Source organism: Synechococcus sp. HIMB2401, assembly GCF_042883245.1.
Classification (GTDB): Bacteria; Cyanobacteriota; Cyanobacteriia; order PCC-6307; family Cyanobiaceae; genus Parasynechococcus.
Window position 1 is genome coordinate 767,837 of the sequence record NZ_JBDJKK010000001.1, and the last position, 14,606, is coordinate 782,442.

A 14,606-nucleotide genomic window follows, 5' to 3' on the forward strand; every position below is an offset into this window, starting at 1 on the left:
AGCAGAGACAGCAAGATTGAAGCCGATTGCATCAAGGCAGAGGACGGCTCCGTCACCTGCGACACCAAGGCTCGCCCCTATTACAACCCCTTCAACGACTGAAGCCCGTGAGTGAACCCACGCGTTCCAAGAGAAGTTTTCTCGGTTTCGTTGATGCAGGTGAGCGCGAGGTCGCCCGACTGCTCACCCTGATCACGGCCGTGGTGATCGGCGCCGCCATCATCCAGCTGATTGTTTCCTTGGGCTCCAAATTGCTGACTGGGTCAGCGGCGACTTGGTTAGGCGATGACCTGATCAAGATCCTCGGCGATCTGCTCACCGTGTTGATCGCACTGGAGGTGCTGCAAAACATCACCAGTTACCTGAGGCGCCACGTGGTGCAGATCGAACTGGTTCTGGTCACCGCGCTGACGGCTGTGGCTCGAAAGGTGATCGTGCTGCCCTCCGGTGCTGAAAACAAACCCCAGCTGCTGGTGGGCCTCGGGATCGCAGTCGTCTCACTTTCAGCGGCTTACTGGTTGGTGAAGCGTGCGAACGCCACACCCTCCCGCAAACGACTGGGCCGCGGAGGATCAGCCAACAAGCTTGATTTCCAGGACTAAGGCTTCACGAACAAAAGGAAGGCCGCCCTTCCCGATGGAAAGACGGCCTAACTGGCTCGTTTGCGCATGGCAATCGACCTCAACTTCAGTGTCTGATGCCTTGGAAAATCTTCTCCAGCAATGGAACTGAGACAGGAAGGTCGAAGCGTCTGGCTCAAGGCACCCTGGGGCCATCGAGTCCAAGTGTGAAGCGGCTCTCCTGCGGGGCACCTACGAAAGATGCAGAGGGGAGTCGACTGGCTTGACGCTCTTCGTTGTCGCGCCAGACGAATCGCTTACGAATGGGTGGGAACTGTTGGAGCAGGGGCCAGAAAGTCAGTCTGCTTCTGGGGTTTGCTCAGGTGGAGTGTCGGCCGTCATGGGCTCCTCCGATCTCGATGCACTCACTCTCGTCAGCGATGCGACCGACGGCAATCAGCTGTCGTGCTCATTTCCTTTTGGGGGCTGCACGATCCATCGTGGAGGTGGCGTGCCTCGCCGGGCTTAAGCAGCATCCCAGTGCAAGGCCAGCCACAGGGTTCCTGGATCGGGATCAGTGCGCTCCACCCGGTGGCGTTGATGGGGCGAAAGGAGCAGATGATCCCCTGGACTGAGATCCACAATCCGATCAGGGTTCTGCAGCGCAACACAGGCGCTCCCCCGCAGCACAAGCACCCACTCGTGATCGGACTGATCCATCCATTCGTCACGGGGGGAGCTGAAGCCATTGGAGGCGATCAACAGCAGTCTCCATGTTTCGGCAGACGCCACCACCTGGGTTGATTCCTCACCCGGTGGAGGGCACGGGGTCGCCAGCAGGTTGACCTCTCCCCCCGGCCGATGGTCACGCTCACCCCAGCGCCGACCGATGTCGAACCCCCAGGATCGAGCCAACTGAACAACCTGGTTGTGGTCCGCACAAGCCGCCAGCTTTTCGCGGCTGTTGGAGTCGTTCCGCACACGCTCAGCAAGGGCCTGAAGTTGGGAGATCTTGTTGAGGAAACGGATCAGATCCTGTTCCGCCACAGAGACCACCGCACAGCTTCAATAGTGATCCTGACAACAGACCAATCAGGGGATCGACGCAAAAGTCAGAAGATCCTGACCTTCTGTTTCATGTCGTCCGCAACCAAGGCACTCACCATCGGAGATCTGGAGGCTGGATTCTCGACCTACTGCCAGGCCCTGCGTCGCCTTGTGGCCGATGGACGCGACCTCAACGCCATTCGCCGGACGGTCTGCTGGGACTACCTCAACCGATTGCACACCTCGCTTCCGAAGGATTACCGCTCTCCCGATGAACTGATCCAGCGGTTCCAGAAGGAGGCATCGCCTGCTCAAGCAGACTGAGACAAGCCACATCATGCCTGTGCTGAGCCACCTCCTGCGCTGCTGCATTGGTGCGTTTCTTGTTCTGCTGCTGAGCCTTGGCTCAGCCGGCGCTTCGCTGGCTGCCGGGTCTGACGCCAGCCCCGGCGCTCTTTTGTTCGAACAGCACTGCGCGGGATGCCACATCAACGGTGGCAACATCATTCGCCGGGGAAAAAACCTGAAGCTGAAGACCCTCGAGCGTGAGCAGATCGCAACGGTGGACGCCATCGCAGCCATCGCCCGGGAAGGGCGAGGCCAGATGAGTGGTTACGCCGACGTTCTCGGGAGAGATGGAGATCAGCTCGTAGCTGAATGGGTGCTAATGCAGGCTCAGAACGCCTGGACCCAGGGATAAACCTCGAGCGCCGTCCAGATCCCCTGCTTCCAATAGATGTCGTCCTCAACCAGCCTGCGGACGACGTCGATGCTGTCGGCCTCGAAGATCCCGAAAACATGGCTACTTCCCTCGGTGGGTCCGAGCGTGACCAGCGTTCCCTGCTCTTTCAGACTTTGGAGACGAGCAAGGTGTTCATCCCGATAGGGAGCACGCTTCTCAAGAGCATCCGTGCAGTAAGTGCCCCACATAACGAAACGTGCCATAGCGAAGGGTGAAATAACAGCGAACTTTTCAGTGGAAAATGATGGCATAGCCGCTTGAACCATGGCTATGTTGTGAAGGTTGATATCTCTCGAAAGCGATGCTCACTGGGAGCGACCTTCTCAATAAAGTCAAAGACCTGGGTGACATCAGCAAGTCTGACCTTGTTCGTGCCTGTGGCTATGTCTCCACGAAAAAAGATGGTGGTGAACGTCTGAATTTCACCGCTTTTTATGAAGCACTGCTGGAGGCCAAAGGCGTCAGTCTTGGCGTGGGTGGTGTTGGCGGTGTGGGCAAAGGCGGCCGCAAACTCAGCTATGTGGCCACTGTGCAAGGCAACGGCAATCTTCTCATCGGCAAGGCCTATACAGCGCTGCTCGACCTGAAACCTGGAGATGAATTTGAAATCAAACTTGGTCGCAAACAGATTCGCCTGACACCGGTGGGTGCCACCGACGAAGACGACGAGTGATTCAAAATTAAAAAGCAGTGCAACCCCGGCCAATGCCGGGGTTTTTGATGGCTTGAGCGGGATGACAGCCCCTAGGGCTGATCGGCAGCTGCACGCAACTCAGCGCAAAAACGACCAGCTTCCTGAGCATTGTCCCCGGGCGATGCTGCCGCCATCCGTTTCACAAGTGCACTGCCCACAATTGCTCCATCGGCACCCCAACCCCGAACCTGACGCACCTGCTCTGCACCGGAGATCCCAAAACCAACCGCAACAGGAACCGGTGAGGTTTGTTTGAGTTGCTGCACCAAACCTTCAACCCTGCTTTCCATCTGAGCTCGCTCACCGGTGACACCGGTAACACTCACCAGGTAGGTGAAACCTCGGCTGCATGTGGCAATCCGACCCATCCGATCTTGGGGAGTGGTGGGTGCAACCAAGAGCACCAAATCCAAGCCATGACGCTCTGCGATTGTCGACAGCCGCTCCGCTTCCTCAAGGGGTAGATCAGGGACCACCAAACCCGCCGCACCAGCCTCCGCTGCGGACTGGCAAAACGCCTCCATCCCCACATTGAGCAGTGGATTGGAATACGTGAACAGGATCACGGGAATCTGCAGCTGGCCTTTCAACGAGCGCAGCATGTCCAGAACACCCTTTGGCGTGGTTCCGGCGGCAAGGGCCCGGGACGCAGCAGCCTGAATGACCGGCCCATCAGCGAGGGGGTCGCTGTAAGGCATTCCCAGTTCAACCATGTCAGCCCCTGCACTTTGCAGGCTGAGCAGCACATCAGCGGTGACAGAGAGATCCGGATCGCCGGCCATCAGGAATGGCATCAAGGCGAGGCGACCGTCCTGCTTCAGCTGCTCAAAGCGCTGGGCGATGGAAGAGGACTGCTGATTGGGCATCTCGGTCAACCGACCAGGAACAAACTTCGGAAGCCTATGAGTCGATGGGGGCATCACCGTCTGCGGGAACCGAGGCATCCGCTCCAATCTTGCGCAACAGCGCCTGTTGCTCCTCCTCGGGGAGAGCATCAAAACGGGCTTGAAGCGCTTCAGCTTCCTGCTTGTCGTACACCTCACGGTAGCGACGCCGCTGGTCCATGTAGGTCATCTGGCCGGTGACCACACGGAACAGGTAAGAGCTTGTCCACACCACCACAATCACAACCAGCAGGGCCTCCGCAGCAATCCCTGCCGAAAAACCCTCAAAGCCTGCAGCCTGAAAGCCGACTTGCCCAAGCCCGCCCAGCAGGAGGACTGCAAGTCCGATCAGAAGAACCTTGCCACGCGTCAATTCAGACGTCTCCTTGCCCGCTCAGCCGGAAATTGAGGAAGGGGGCGAACAGAATCATCCCCGGGAAAAAGAGGAAGACCAGGCCATAGATCCCCAGACGCTCCAGCTTGCCCATGCGATGCCAACGCTGGTTCATCCACGCGTACAGGGCGAGGGGAACCACAACGAGATACAGGCCGCCCAGAACGGTGTAGGCCAACAGAACCAACAACGTGTCCTGTGGGACTTGAGAAAGCAGGGACGAAAGGTCCAAGGCCTGAGGACATCTGAGGGAAATCTAAGATGTCCGGGCGGGGGCATGGCGGAATCGGTAGACGCACGCGACTTAAAATCGCTTGGGCCGAAAGGCCTGTGGGGGTTCAAGTCCCCCTGCCCCCACTACCTAAGCTCAAGACGGCAGCAAGTCAGCCAGCTTGGTGCGGAAATCTCCCTTGGGCATGCCGCCCTTCAGTTCTCCCTCGATCGAAAAATCTCCATCGGGATCGTTCACCAGGAGGTAGGTGGGCCAGCCCATTCCCTCCTTGTTGGGGTACTGCTTGAGCAGGATCTTCCGGTATTTCCGATACATCTCCGTGTCCTGCAGCATAACGGAGATGAAGCTGCAGCCGAGTTCCTCGGCCACCTTGCTGTCGTAGTGACTCATGCGGTGACAGGTGCCGCAGTCTTCAGAGCTGAACTTGATCAGGTGCATCGGCAACGGCCCAGGACAGGATCTCTCCAGCATGGAAAGGAACCAGTCCATTCACAAGTTCCGGCACGAGATGGTCACGGCGTTGCAACGTGATGCGACGCGTGTTGGCTGGACGGTTGTAGAAGGCCGGCCCATTCAGGCTGGTGAAGGCTTCGAGATGCTCCAGGGCGCCCTCCTCATCAAAAACCTGGGCATAGCTCTCCAGGGCGAAGGGCGCATTGAAGATGCCGGCGCATCCGCAGGCACTTTCCTTGGATGCCCGTTCATGCGGTGCCGTGTCGGTGCCGAGAAAGAAGCGTGGGTCACCGCTGGTGGCCGCCCGGCGCAGGGCCTGACGGTGGCATTCCCGCTTGGCCACGGGGAGGCAATAAAAATCACTGCGCAACCCGCCGGCAAACATCGCGTTGCGGTTGATGTGCAGATGGTGGGGGGTGATGGTGGCGGCGAGATGACGATCCGCTGAGCTGACGTATTGCACCGCTTGTTCGGTGGTGATGTGCTCGAACACAACCTTCAGCTCGGGATGGCGGTCCCGCAGTGGTGCCAGATGGCGTTCGATGAACACCGCCTCTCGGTCGAAGATATCGATCTCGCTGTCCGTGACTTCACCATGGATCAGCAAGGGCATGCCGATCCGGGCCATCGTTTCCAGCACAGGATCGATCTGCAGCAGATCCGTCACCCCTGCGGCGGAATTGGTGGTGGCGTTGGCGGGATAAAGCTTGGCGGCCGCAAAAACGCCCTCTCGAAATCCTGTCTCCAACTCGGCAGGAGCGATCGAATCCGTGAGGTACGCCGTCATCAGGGGCGTGAACTCCAGATCAGCGGGGCACGCCGCCTGGATACGGTCGCGGTATGCCCGTGCGGCAGCCACCGTGGTCACCGGGGGACGCAGGTTGGGCATCACGATGGCCCGCTGAAAACGGCGGGCGGTATGGGCCACAACCTGGTTGAGCATCTCCCCGTCGCGGAGATGCACGTGCCAATCATCTGGGGCGATGATCGAGATCTGATCAGACATTCAGCTGCAAACCATTCACGGCAAGGCGCAAGGCATCGAGGCGATCACCAGTGATGTGGCTTTGGGGGAGCCGATCCAACAGCTTCAGCTTCTGCAGGCGCTTCTCCGTGCTGCCCGTTGCACCGACCAGGAACACCTGACGACTTTCTTCAATCGCTTCCTTGACGGCATTCTCGAGGGCGATCGCAGCGGTGACCCCCAGGTGGGACACCTCGGAGAGGTCGAAGACCACCGCCTGACAATTGCCGATGGCGTTGTGCTCACGCGAGATGGCCTTGGCCACGCCGAAGATCATCGGCCCGGCGAGCTGGAACAACAGAACCCTGCCGGAGGCCTGATCCAGCAACACCTGCTCTTCATCGGTCAGCTCCACATCGTCATCAGCGGTGCTGATCGTTTTCACTTTTCTGGACTGCAATGCGCTCATCCGATCAATGGTGAGCACGTTGGCCACGAAAACTCCGATGCCCACTGCAGTGATGAGATCCACCAGCACCGTGAGCGCAATCACGCCGTAGGTGATCACCGCAGCTTTCACCGAGAGGTGGTGGGCCCGTTGGAGGAAATCCCAATCAATGATGTCGATGCCCACCTTCAGGGCGATACCCGCCAGCACAGCGAGGGGAATCGTGGACGCAAGGGGCGCGGCAGCCAAAACGACCACCATCAGAATCAGCGCGCGGACAATGCCCGATAAGGCTGAGCGTCCGCCGGCCTGAATGTTCACGACGGTGCCCATCGTGGCTCCCGCCCCAGGCAGTCCGCCAAAGACGCCCGACGCGATGTTGGCCAGTCCCTGACCCACCAATTCCTTGTTGGAGTTGTGCTCCGTGCGGGTGAGGCTGTCAGCCACAACGGAGGTGAGCAGCGCATCGATGCAGCCGAGCATGCCCAGCACTGCGGCATCCACGAACATCAAACGCAGCTGTCCGCCCGAAAAAGTGGGCACATGCAGGCTGGGGAGCTCAGCATTGAACGGAGGAATGGTCTTGAGACCGGCGTCCTGGAACAGGGTCATCGACAACACCGTTCCCAGCACCAGCGCCAGAAGCTGCGGCGGGCAGAAACGCTTCACGCTGGCTGGGGTGAACCAAAGGATCGCAACGGTGATCAACGCCAGCGCCAGCTCCATCGGCTGAATTCCGGCAATCAAACCCGGCAGGTTGGACAGGGTTCCCATCACCCCGCCCGATGCGGTCTGCCCCAGAAAAGCGGGCAGCTGGAGAATCACCAGGATGGCTCCAATCCCCGACATGAAGCCAGAGATCACGGTGTATGGCATCTGGGTGACGTATCGACCCAGACGGAACACGCCAAAAAGTATCTGAAACAGACCCGCCAGGATGACCACGGTGAAGGCCATGGCCATGGCCGTTTCCTTGTCCGGAGCTGTGGCGGTGAAGCTCAGGATCACCGACGTGAACACCACGGTCATGGGACCGGTGGGTTCGGAGATCAAGGTGGGCGTTCCGCCGAAGAGAGACGCCACCAAGCCGATGATCACGGCGCCCCAAAGCCCAGGGGCAGGGTCACCCGTTGCGGCGACCCCGAAGGCCAGGGCCATCGGCAGAGCAATCACCGCGGCGGTCACGCCACCAAAGGCGTCACCCCGGAGGTTGCTGGTGCTGATCCGGTTCAACAAGGTTTCTTATCTATTACCCAGGTGAGTGACCTTAGGTTGATTCGCTTCAAAGCAGAATCCCCGTACAGCTGAGCTCGGCCCATGCCTGAATTTCTGCAGGCCTTGATCCAAGTGCTCCTGGGCATCGGACTGCTCTTCGGTGGCGGGGAACTATTCGTTCAGGGGTCCGTCGCCATGGCGGTGATCTTCGGCATTCCCCAGCTCGTGATTGGCCTCACGGTGGTGTCTCTGGGCACCAGCGCTCCGGAACTATTCGTGAGCCTGAGTTCGGTGCTGCAGGGAGCTGACGCCCTTGCCGTGAGCAATGTGGTGGGCAGCAACATCTTCAACGTGATGGTGGTGCTGGGCAGCAGCGCCCTTGTGCTGCCCTTACGGGTTGAAAGCCGCCTGGTGAGACGAGATGTACCTCTGATGATTGCCATCTCCGCGGCGGTCTGGGGCATGGCCTCCGCAGGACGGGTCACCTGGCAAGCAGGCCTGGCCTTGCTGTTGGGGCTCGTGATCAACACCGTCTGGGAGATCCGCACTGCCCGTGAACAACCGGACGACAGCGGCAGCGCTGAACCGGAAATCAGCGTCGAAGCAAGCAAAGGTGGATTGATCCCCGCCTCAGTGCGATTAATTGCCGGCATCACCGTTCTCTCGATTGGATCAAGGGTTCTGGTGAATGGCGCAGTCAGCGCCGCAACCCTTCTGGGAGTTAGTGAGGCAGTGATCGGTCTGACGATCGTTTCAGCCGGAACGTCGATGCCCGAATTGATCACGTCTCTTGTAGCGGCCCTACGCGGACGCACCGATCTGGCCATCGGCAACGTGGTGGGCAGCTGCCTGTTGAACCTGATGCTGGTGCTTGGCGGCGGAGCTATTGCGGCAGCTGGCAACGGACTTGAAGTCACCCCGGAACTGATTCAGGACGACCTGCCGATAATGCTGCTCACCAGCCTGGCCTGCATGCCGATCTTTTGGACAAAAGGTCGCATCTCGCGCGTGGAAGGAGGTCTACTTCTCGGCCTCTATGTTTTGTATCTGGTCGACAATGTTTTACCCCGGACGGCTATGGCCACCTGGGCCGATGAATTTCGCCTTGTGATGCTCTGCGTTGTAATTCCAATCGTGATGATCGTGATTTTCACTCAAGCGGTTTTTTATTGGCGTAAAAACCAGAACAGCCCAACCATTTAAATCAATACTTAGAAAGCAATTGCTTTTTGGCTATTAGCCGCCACATGGTCCAACTCATCTCTAGCAATTAATTCGATTACATCTCGTAGAGTTTCTGGCTCACGTTCATCACGGGCAGCCCACATATTTCCCTCTTTTCTCCAATAGGCTGATGCAATCGGAGTTACGGGCTGCAGCAACCACTCCTCTGGCTGCTCCAAAAGCATGCGCCGGTAAGTTTTGACAGCTTCGGCCTCAACAGCTTCTCCAAGCAAAGAGGCCAACTCGTGATCCAACAGGGTAGTAAAAGCAAATATCCAATAAACAAGGACAGCTACATGCCTTGCCACAAATCGGTCTATCCATAAAGACAGTCCACCAAGATCACGAGAAAAAATATCTTCATGCGTCTGCTCATTACTGTCCTGCCGACGTGCCAACTCCAGAGTCTTACGAATAGCGCCGCTCTGATCAAGGCCAATCGTTTCAAGGTAATGACAAGCACTTTCCTCAGCCGTATAGGCCGTGCGAGCGATAATCTCTAAAGATGCTGCCCGACGAGCATCAGCTGCAGGCCAAAGAAGACTGAGCAACTGCTCGCCTGATTCAATCAAAAAATGGGCAAAATCAGCCTTATGGCCTTGAGTCTGCATGAATGATTCCACGTCATATATATCGATTTAATCGTGGTCTAGATCGCCATATATGCATTGTCTTGCACCTTTCATACTGTCGAAAGGATTACAGGATCAGAGCATCGTCACGAACTCTTCGGAGACGGAGGGATGCAGCGCCATGGTGCGATCGAAATCGGCCTTGGTGGCGCCCATCCCCACGGCAATCGCCGCCATCTGAATGATCTCCGCGGCATGCTCGCCCACCATGTGGCAGCCGAGCACCCGATCGGTGGCCTTCTCCACCACCAACTTGAGCAGACAACGGGGGCCGGAAGCGGGCAGGGCCCGCGCCATGGACCGGAAGCGGGCGCGATGCACAACAACACTTTCCACGCCATAGCGTTCGATGGCCTGTTCTTCCGATAGGCCCACTGTCGCCAGCTCTGGATCGCTGAACACGGCACTGGCCACGAGGTCGTGGTTCACCTGCCGCTGACGCGACCCGAAGACGCTGTCGGCGAAGGCACGACCTTCATCAATAGCCACAGGCGTGAGGTTGACCCGATCGGTGACATCACCGACGGCATGAATGTGGGGAACCGAGGTGCAGGAGTTGGCATCGACCCTGATGCGGCCGTTCTCGGTCGCTACGCCGGCAGCATCCAGCCCAAGATCCGCAAGCCAGGGGCGACGCCCGGTGGCCATTAACACACCGCCGCAAGCCAAAGACTCACCATTGCCCAGGCGCGCCGTCAGCGCCCCGAGCTCTCCCTCCACGGCCACCACCGTTTGCTCCAACAGCACCTCGATGCCCTGCTCACGCATGCCATCCAGCACGGCATCGGCCAACTCGGCATCAAAACCGCGCAACAAGCGCGGACCACGCACCACCTGGGTGACCGCAACACCAAGGCCCCGCAGGATGCAGGCGAACTCGCAGGCAATGAAGCCTGCGCCCACCACCACCACGGCTGAGGGGACATCCTCCAGCAGGAACATGTCGTCGCTGACCCAGGTGTGTTCAACCCCAGGAATCTCCGGCCGGGCCGGCCGGCCACCAACCGCCACCAGAAAGCGCGGTGCCGAGAGTTCCTCTAGCACGGGCCCACCGCGTTGATCGGAAATGCCGATGCGATCTGCTGCCGTGAAGCGTCCCCAACCGGAGATCAACTGAACGCCGGCCTTCTCCAGAAATCCAAGATGGAGGGCATTGAGCCGATCCACCTCGGCGCGCACCCGACGCAGGAGATCAGGCACATCCAAACGCACCGAACCGATCTCAAGGCCGTAGGCCGAGGCATCCGCCAGTTGATGGCGGGCCTGGGCGCCGTACACCAAAAGCTTTTTGGGAACACAGCCGCGGATCACGCAGGTGCCTCCGACGCGATCGCCCTCCACGATGGCGACGCGGGCTCCATGACGGGCCGCGCGTTTCGCAGCGGCCAGACCACCGGAGCCTGCTCCGAGCACAACCAGATCCAGATCAGCGCCCATAACAGAAGGGTGCTCGAGACGACGGGCGTCATCGTAAAGATGGCGTTATGGTCCGGGGAAGGGGGCCATAAAGGCCCAAGACGAGTCGGTCGTATTTCAACCGCGTCCTTAAACCATGAACCGTTCTTCCAAGCGCCGCAGGCAGCCGCCTGATCCTGAGCTGCGCCTCAAACGATCGCAACGCCGCGAGATCGTGATGATGATCACCAGCGACGACATGAAACTGCGGCTGAAGCAGTTGGCTGATCAGGGCCGCCAGCAGGACTGTCTGGCGCTGATGCACGAACTGGGCGACTGGCAGTCCTATGGACGGGCAACGCTTGCGCCGATCCTGCATGCCCCTTTCATCGGAATCAGCTGAACCCCTGAGCTGGTCGGACCTGGCCAGCCTGGCGATGCCGGAACCGAATCGGATTGATGGGCCGACAAGTGCCCAGGCCACGTTGCGCCTGTTCGGACAGCCTGAATCCAACGTGATGGTCACGCTGTACCGCGACCACCACGCCTGGTGCCCCTACTGCCAAAAAATCTGGCTCTGGCTGGAGTTCAAGCGCATCCCCTACCGGATCCGCAAAGTCACCATGCGTTGCTACGGCCCGAAGGAGCCGTGGTTCCTGGAGAAAGTACCCTCAGGGATGTTGCCGGCCCTGGAGCTCAACGGGCGGCTGATCACCGAAAGCGACGACATCCTCCTGGCCCTCGAACAGCAGTTCGGCCCCCTGGGCATGGCGATGACAGCGCCGGAAGCTCTGGAGCTGCGCCGTCTTGAACGGCTGCTGTTTCAGGCCTGGTGCATCTGGCTGTGTTCACCACGGCTGAGTCCGAGGCAACAGGTTCTGGCCCGAGAGCAGTTTCAAGACATCGCACGGCGCTTCGAGCGGGAGCTGAACCGGGAGGACGGACCGTGGCTGCGGGGCCCGGAGCCGCAGACCGTGGATCTGATCTTCGTTCCCTACGTGGAACGGATGAATGCCTCGCTGGCTTACTACAAGGGATACCGGCTGAGGGCTGAGCATCCAGCCATTGACCGCTGGTTCCGTGCCCTGGAGCGACTGGAGACCTACCGCGGCACCCAAAGCGACTTTCACACCCATGCCCATGACCTGCCGCCCCAGATGGGCGGCTGCTGGCCCGACGATGGAGCGGAAGCGAAGCGCCTGGCCGAACGGATCGACCGAGGTGATGGCCTCGGCGAGGACGAAGCCTGCTGGGATGCGGACCATCAAGCCGATCAGGCCGTCATCGCCCTGAGCCGGGTGCTGCGTCACCAGCAACGGCTGCGCGAGGTGAACCCCATGGGTACTGCAGCCTTTGACCAGCCCCTGCGCTGTGCCCTCACCCGGTTGGTTCGCAACACCCCCTGCCCGCCTCCAGCGGGGAGTGCCGCCGGGCTGCGCTATCTGCGCGATCGCATTTCGGTGCCAAGGGATATGCCGCTCCCGGCCGCTCGACTGCTGCGTCAGGCCCTTGAAGCCACCGCCCAGCTGGATGGCCCTGAGCAGGCCAAGCCCTTGCCGGTGAGGGATCGCTTTGATCAGGATCCCCGACCCTTCTTAATTGGGTCATAGTGCGGGTGCGCCAACGCTGAGTCGTGCCCCTGCGGCTGCCCGCTTACCAACCGATCCCCGCCCCCGATCGGGGGACCGATCTGATTGAGGTGTCAGCGGCGCAGCTGCAGCCGACCCAGTGGTGTGTGGGACTGGCGGAGATCTGGTCACGCGAGAAGGATTTCGCCCAGGACACCCGTCAGCAGCGTCTTGACTACCTGCGCGGCAAACCGGTCCCTTTGATCCGATCTGCCGATGGCGCCATGTGGATGCTGGACCGGCACCACCGGCTGCGAGGCCTGATCGGCATTGATCCAGGGGCCACCACCTGGGGTTACGTGGTGGAGGAGCTGCCAACCGCCGACCGAAGCGCTGTGCTGGCCCATCTACACAACCAGGGCTGGCTCTACCTCTACGACGGACGAGGCAACGGCCCGCGCCCGGCCGAGCAGCTGCCCACGAGCCTGCTGGGACTGGACGACGATCCTTACAGGAGCCTCGTGTGGAAGCTGAAGCAGGAGGGGTGGATCAAGCCTCAGCCCCTAATCCCGTATCACGAGTTTCGTTGGGGTGCCTGGCTGCGCAGCCGGCCCCTGCCCCCCTTCAGCTCCAGGCGCCTGGAGCCGGCACTCGCAGCAGCCCGCCAGCTGGTGTGCTCAGCCGCTGCACAGGACATGCCGGGCTGGAAAGGTGACAAGAAAGCCTGCCGCTGATCAGCGCTTCTTGCGGGAATCGATCTGCAGCAAATCCTTCACCTTCTGCACCTGACCAGCGAGCTGGGGGTCGGAGGCCAGTTTTTTCTCCACCTGCTCGATCGCGTACATCACCGTGGTGTGGTCTTTTCCGCCGAAGTTGTCGCCGATCCTCGGCAGGCTGAGGTCGGTGCCCTGGCGCATGAGGTACATCCCCACCTGACGGGCCTGGCTCACGGCACGGCGACGGGTGCTGCTGCACATCTCCTCGGCCGTGACATCAAACACCTCAGACACCTTGTCAATCACCTGTTGCGGCGTGACCTCCACCCCCTGCCCCGTGGGGTCGAGCATCGGCGCCACGGATTCCACGGTCATCGGCAGCCCCGTGATGGAGGCGAAGGCCACGGCCCGGGTCAGGGCCCCTTCCAACTCACGGATGTTCGAGGTGAAGCGGCCGGCGATGTACTGGATCAGATCACGGGGCAGCGACATGCGCTCCTGCTCCGCTTTCTTCTGAAGAATTGCCATGCGTGTCTCCAGGTCAGGCGACTGAATGTCTGCGATCAGGCCCATCTGGAACCGGGAGATCAGGCGCTGCTGCAACCGTGGAATCTGGCTGGGGGGACGATCACTGGCGATCACCACCTGGCGGCCTGCCTCATGCAGGGCATTGAAGGTGTGGAAGAACTCCTCCTGGGTGTACTCCTTGCCCTCGATGAATTGAATGTCGTCCACCAGGATCAGATCCGCGGCGCGATAGCGATCGCGGAAGGCCTGCATGCCGTCCTTGCGGATGGCCTGGATCAGGTCATTGGTGAAGGTTTCGGTGGAGACATAGGCCACCCGAGCCCCGGGGTCGATTTCCAGCCGGTAATGGCCAATGGCTTGCATCAGGTGGGTTTTGCCCAGGCCCACACCGCCGCAGATGAACAGGGGGTTGAACTCCCGGCCCGGTGCTTCGGCCACAGCCAAAGCCGCCGCATGGGCCATCCGGCTGTTGGGGCCGACCACAAAACGGCCGAACACGTAGCGGGGATTGAGCCCGGGCAGATAGCGGCGTGGGGAGCCGTTCCGCGCTGGAGCCGATGCCGACTCCTGGGCCGCTGGAGGCGGCGCCGCATCTGCAGCGGCTGAGGCCTCATCGGTGGCATCCGGCAGCGGCAAGGCGGTTTCCGCCAGCACCGTCACCTGGACGGGCTGACCGCTGATGCTGCTGGCCATCTCGGCGATCGTGGGCAGCAGCTGCTCCCGCAGACGAACGCTGGCAAAGGGATTCGGGGCCAGAAGCTTCAGCTCTCCATTGGCAAAGCCGCTGCAACCCGTGGGGCGAATGAAGGTCTCGAAGGTGGGCTTGCTCAGCTTCGCCTGCAACCCATCCCGCACCTTGATCCAGAGCTCTTCGCCCGTCTGCGCCAAAACCACCCATCGCCCGAGTGCT

19 protein-coding genes and 1 tRNA gene are annotated in these 14,606 nt (G+C 60.3%); 9 read left to right on the plus strand and 11 right to left on the minus strand.

Annotated elements, in window-relative coordinates:
* Nucleotides 1-107: 107 nt before the first annotated feature.
* The gene (locus AAXE93_RS04740) at nucleotides 108-602 is read left to right on the plus strand and encodes a phosphate-starvation-inducible PsiE family protein (protein ID WP_390128538.1); all 495 of its coding nucleotides are present in this window, start codon (nucleotides 108-110) and stop codon (nucleotides 600-602) included.
* A 483-nt stretch (nucleotides 603-1,085) separates the two neighbouring features.
* Here the strand turns inward: AAXE93_RS04740 and AAXE93_RS04745 are convergent, their stop codons facing one another.
* On the minus strand, nucleotides 1,086-1,607 hold the full coding sequence (locus tag AAXE93_RS04745) for a Nif11 domain/cupin domain-containing protein (protein ID WP_390128540.1): 522 nt from the start codon (nucleotides 1,605-1,607) through the stop codon (nucleotides 1,086-1,088).
* Nucleotides 1,608-1,697: 90 nt separating this feature from the next.
* Here AAXE93_RS04745 and AAXE93_RS04750 point away from each other — a divergent pair, with 90 nt between their 5' ends.
* A complete protein-coding gene (locus tag AAXE93_RS04750) occupies nucleotides 1,698-1,931 on the plus strand; it encodes a DUF3136 domain-containing protein (protein WP_115009242.1) in 234 nt (77 codons plus the stop codon).
* Between the two features lie 13 nt (nucleotides 1,932-1,944).
* Nucleotides 1,945-2,307, plus strand: a complete 363-nt coding sequence (locus AAXE93_RS04755; RefSeq protein ID WP_390128543.1) for a c-type cytochrome — start codon at nucleotides 1,945-1,947, stop codon at nucleotides 2,305-2,307.
* Here AAXE93_RS04755 and AAXE93_RS04760 read toward each other — a convergent pair.
* The gene (locus AAXE93_RS04760) at nucleotides 2,283-2,552 is read right to left on the minus strand and encodes a YciI family protein (protein WP_390128544.1); all 270 of its coding nucleotides are present in this window, start codon (nucleotides 2,550-2,552) and stop codon (nucleotides 2,283-2,285) included. The genes AAXE93_RS04755 and AAXE93_RS04760 overlap by 25 nt on opposite strands.
* Nucleotides 2,553-2,650: 98 nt before the next feature.
* Here AAXE93_RS04760 and AAXE93_RS04765 point away from each other — a divergent pair, with 98 nt between their 5' ends.
* Complete coding sequence (locus AAXE93_RS04765; protein ID WP_115132417.1) at nucleotides 2,651-3,022, plus strand: AbrB family transcriptional regulator; 372 nt, start codon at nucleotides 2,651-2,653, stop codon at nucleotides 3,020-3,022.
* A gap of 71 nt (nucleotides 3,023-3,093) precedes the next feature.
* Here AAXE93_RS04765 and trpA read toward each other — a convergent pair whose 3' ends face one another.
* The 3 genes from trpA to AAXE93_RS04780 are packed head-to-tail and all read right to left on the minus strand — an operon-like array spanning nucleotide 3,094 to nucleotide 4,553.
* Nucleotides 3,094-3,909 (minus strand): tryptophan synthase subunit alpha, encoded by an 816-nt coding sequence (trpA, locus tag AAXE93_RS04770; protein WP_390128695.1) that lies wholly within the window; start codon nucleotides 3,907-3,909, stop codon nucleotides 3,094-3,096.
* Nucleotides 3,910-3,943: 34 nt separating this feature from the next.
* Entirely contained in the window at nucleotides 3,944-4,300 is a 357-nt protein-coding gene (locus AAXE93_RS04775) for a DUF3007 family protein (RefSeq protein ID WP_390128547.1), read from the minus strand.
* A 1-nt stretch (nucleotide 4,301) separates the two neighbouring features.
* Nucleotides 4,302-4,553, minus strand: a complete 252-nt coding sequence (locus AAXE93_RS04780; RefSeq protein WP_115008824.1) for an NAD(P)H-quinone oxidoreductase subunit L — start codon at nucleotides 4,551-4,553, stop codon at nucleotides 4,302-4,304.
* A 39-nt stretch (nucleotides 4,554-4,592) separates the two neighbouring features.
* Here AAXE93_RS04780 and AAXE93_RS04785 point away from each other — a divergent pair.
* Nucleotides 4,593-4,678 (plus strand) — tRNA-Leu (locus tag AAXE93_RS04785).
* 10 nt (nucleotides 4,679-4,688) lie between these two features.
* On the opposite strand, the gene AAXE93_RS04790 is transcribed toward AAXE93_RS04785, so the two are convergent.
* Genes AAXE93_RS04790 through AAXE93_RS04800 form a run of 3 tightly spaced genes read right to left on the minus strand, consistent with a single transcriptional unit; the run spans nucleotide 4,689 to nucleotide 7,654 of the window.
* Nucleotides 4,689-4,991: a thioredoxin family protein gene (locus tag AAXE93_RS04790; protein ID WP_390128549.1), complete on the minus strand. Its 303-nt coding sequence runs from the start codon at nucleotides 4,989-4,991 to the stop codon at nucleotides 4,689-4,691.
* On the minus strand, nucleotides 4,966-6,012 hold the full coding sequence (pyrC, locus tag AAXE93_RS04795; protein WP_390128551.1) for a dihydroorotase: 1,047 nt from the start codon (nucleotides 6,010-6,012) through the stop codon (nucleotides 4,966-4,968). Before pyrC ends, AAXE93_RS04790 begins: the two co-directional genes overlap by 26 nt.
* Nucleotides 6,005-7,654, minus strand: a complete 1,650-nt coding sequence (locus AAXE93_RS04800; protein WP_390128554.1) for a SulP family inorganic anion transporter — start codon at nucleotides 7,652-7,654, stop codon at nucleotides 6,005-6,007. Before AAXE93_RS04800 ends, pyrC begins: the two co-directional genes overlap by 8 nt.
* A gap of 81 nt (nucleotides 7,655-7,735) precedes the next feature.
* On the opposite strand from AAXE93_RS04800, the gene AAXE93_RS04805 reads away from it, so the two are divergent.
* Nucleotides 7,736-8,836, plus strand: a complete 1,101-nt coding sequence (locus tag AAXE93_RS04805; protein WP_390128556.1) for a calcium/sodium antiporter — start codon at nucleotides 7,736-7,738, stop codon at nucleotides 8,834-8,836.
* Nucleotides 8,837-8,844: 8 nt separating this feature from the next.
* On the opposite strand, the gene AAXE93_RS04810 is transcribed toward AAXE93_RS04805, so the two are convergent.
* On the minus strand, nucleotides 8,845-9,468 hold the full coding sequence (locus AAXE93_RS04810; protein ID WP_390128558.1) for an alternative oxidase: 624 nt from the start codon (nucleotides 9,466-9,468) through the stop codon (nucleotides 8,845-8,847).
* 96 nt (nucleotides 9,469-9,564) lie between these two features.
* Nucleotides 9,565-10,926 (minus strand): glutathione-disulfide reductase, encoded by a 1,362-nt coding sequence (gene gorA, locus AAXE93_RS04815; RefSeq protein ID WP_390128560.1) that lies wholly within the window; start codon nucleotides 10,924-10,926, stop codon nucleotides 9,565-9,567.
* Between the two features lie 115 nt (nucleotides 10,927-11,041).
* On the opposite strand from gorA, the gene AAXE93_RS04820 reads away from it, so the two are divergent.
* The 3 genes from AAXE93_RS04820 to AAXE93_RS04830 are packed head-to-tail and all read left to right on the plus strand — an operon-like array spanning nucleotide 11,042 to nucleotide 13,186.
* Nucleotides 11,042-11,287 carry a hypothetical protein gene (locus AAXE93_RS04820; protein ID WP_390128562.1) on the plus strand — a complete coding sequence of 82 codons (246 nt, stop codon included), beginning with the start codon at nucleotides 11,042-11,044 and terminating at the stop codon, nucleotides 11,285-11,287.
* Nucleotides 11,262-12,494: a glutathione S-transferase family protein gene (locus AAXE93_RS04825; RefSeq protein ID WP_390128564.1), complete on the plus strand. Its 1,233-nt coding sequence runs from the start codon at nucleotides 11,262-11,264 to the stop codon at nucleotides 12,492-12,494. Before AAXE93_RS04820 ends, AAXE93_RS04825 begins: the two co-directional genes overlap by 26 nt.
* Nucleotides 12,495-12,517: 23 nt before the next feature.
* The gene (locus AAXE93_RS04830; RefSeq protein ID WP_114988355.1) at nucleotides 12,518-13,186 is read left to right on the plus strand and encodes a ParB-like protein; all 669 of its coding nucleotides are present in this window, start codon (nucleotides 12,518-12,520) and stop codon (nucleotides 13,184-13,186) included.
* Here AAXE93_RS04830 and dnaA read toward each other — a convergent pair whose 3' ends face one another.
* The gene (dnaA, locus tag AAXE93_RS04835) at nucleotides 13,187-14,584 is read right to left on the minus strand and encodes a chromosomal replication initiator protein DnaA (RefSeq protein ID WP_115160728.1); all 1,398 of its coding nucleotides are present in this window, start codon (nucleotides 14,582-14,584) and stop codon (nucleotides 13,187-13,189) included.
* Nucleotides 14,585-14,606: the final 22 nt, after the last annotated feature.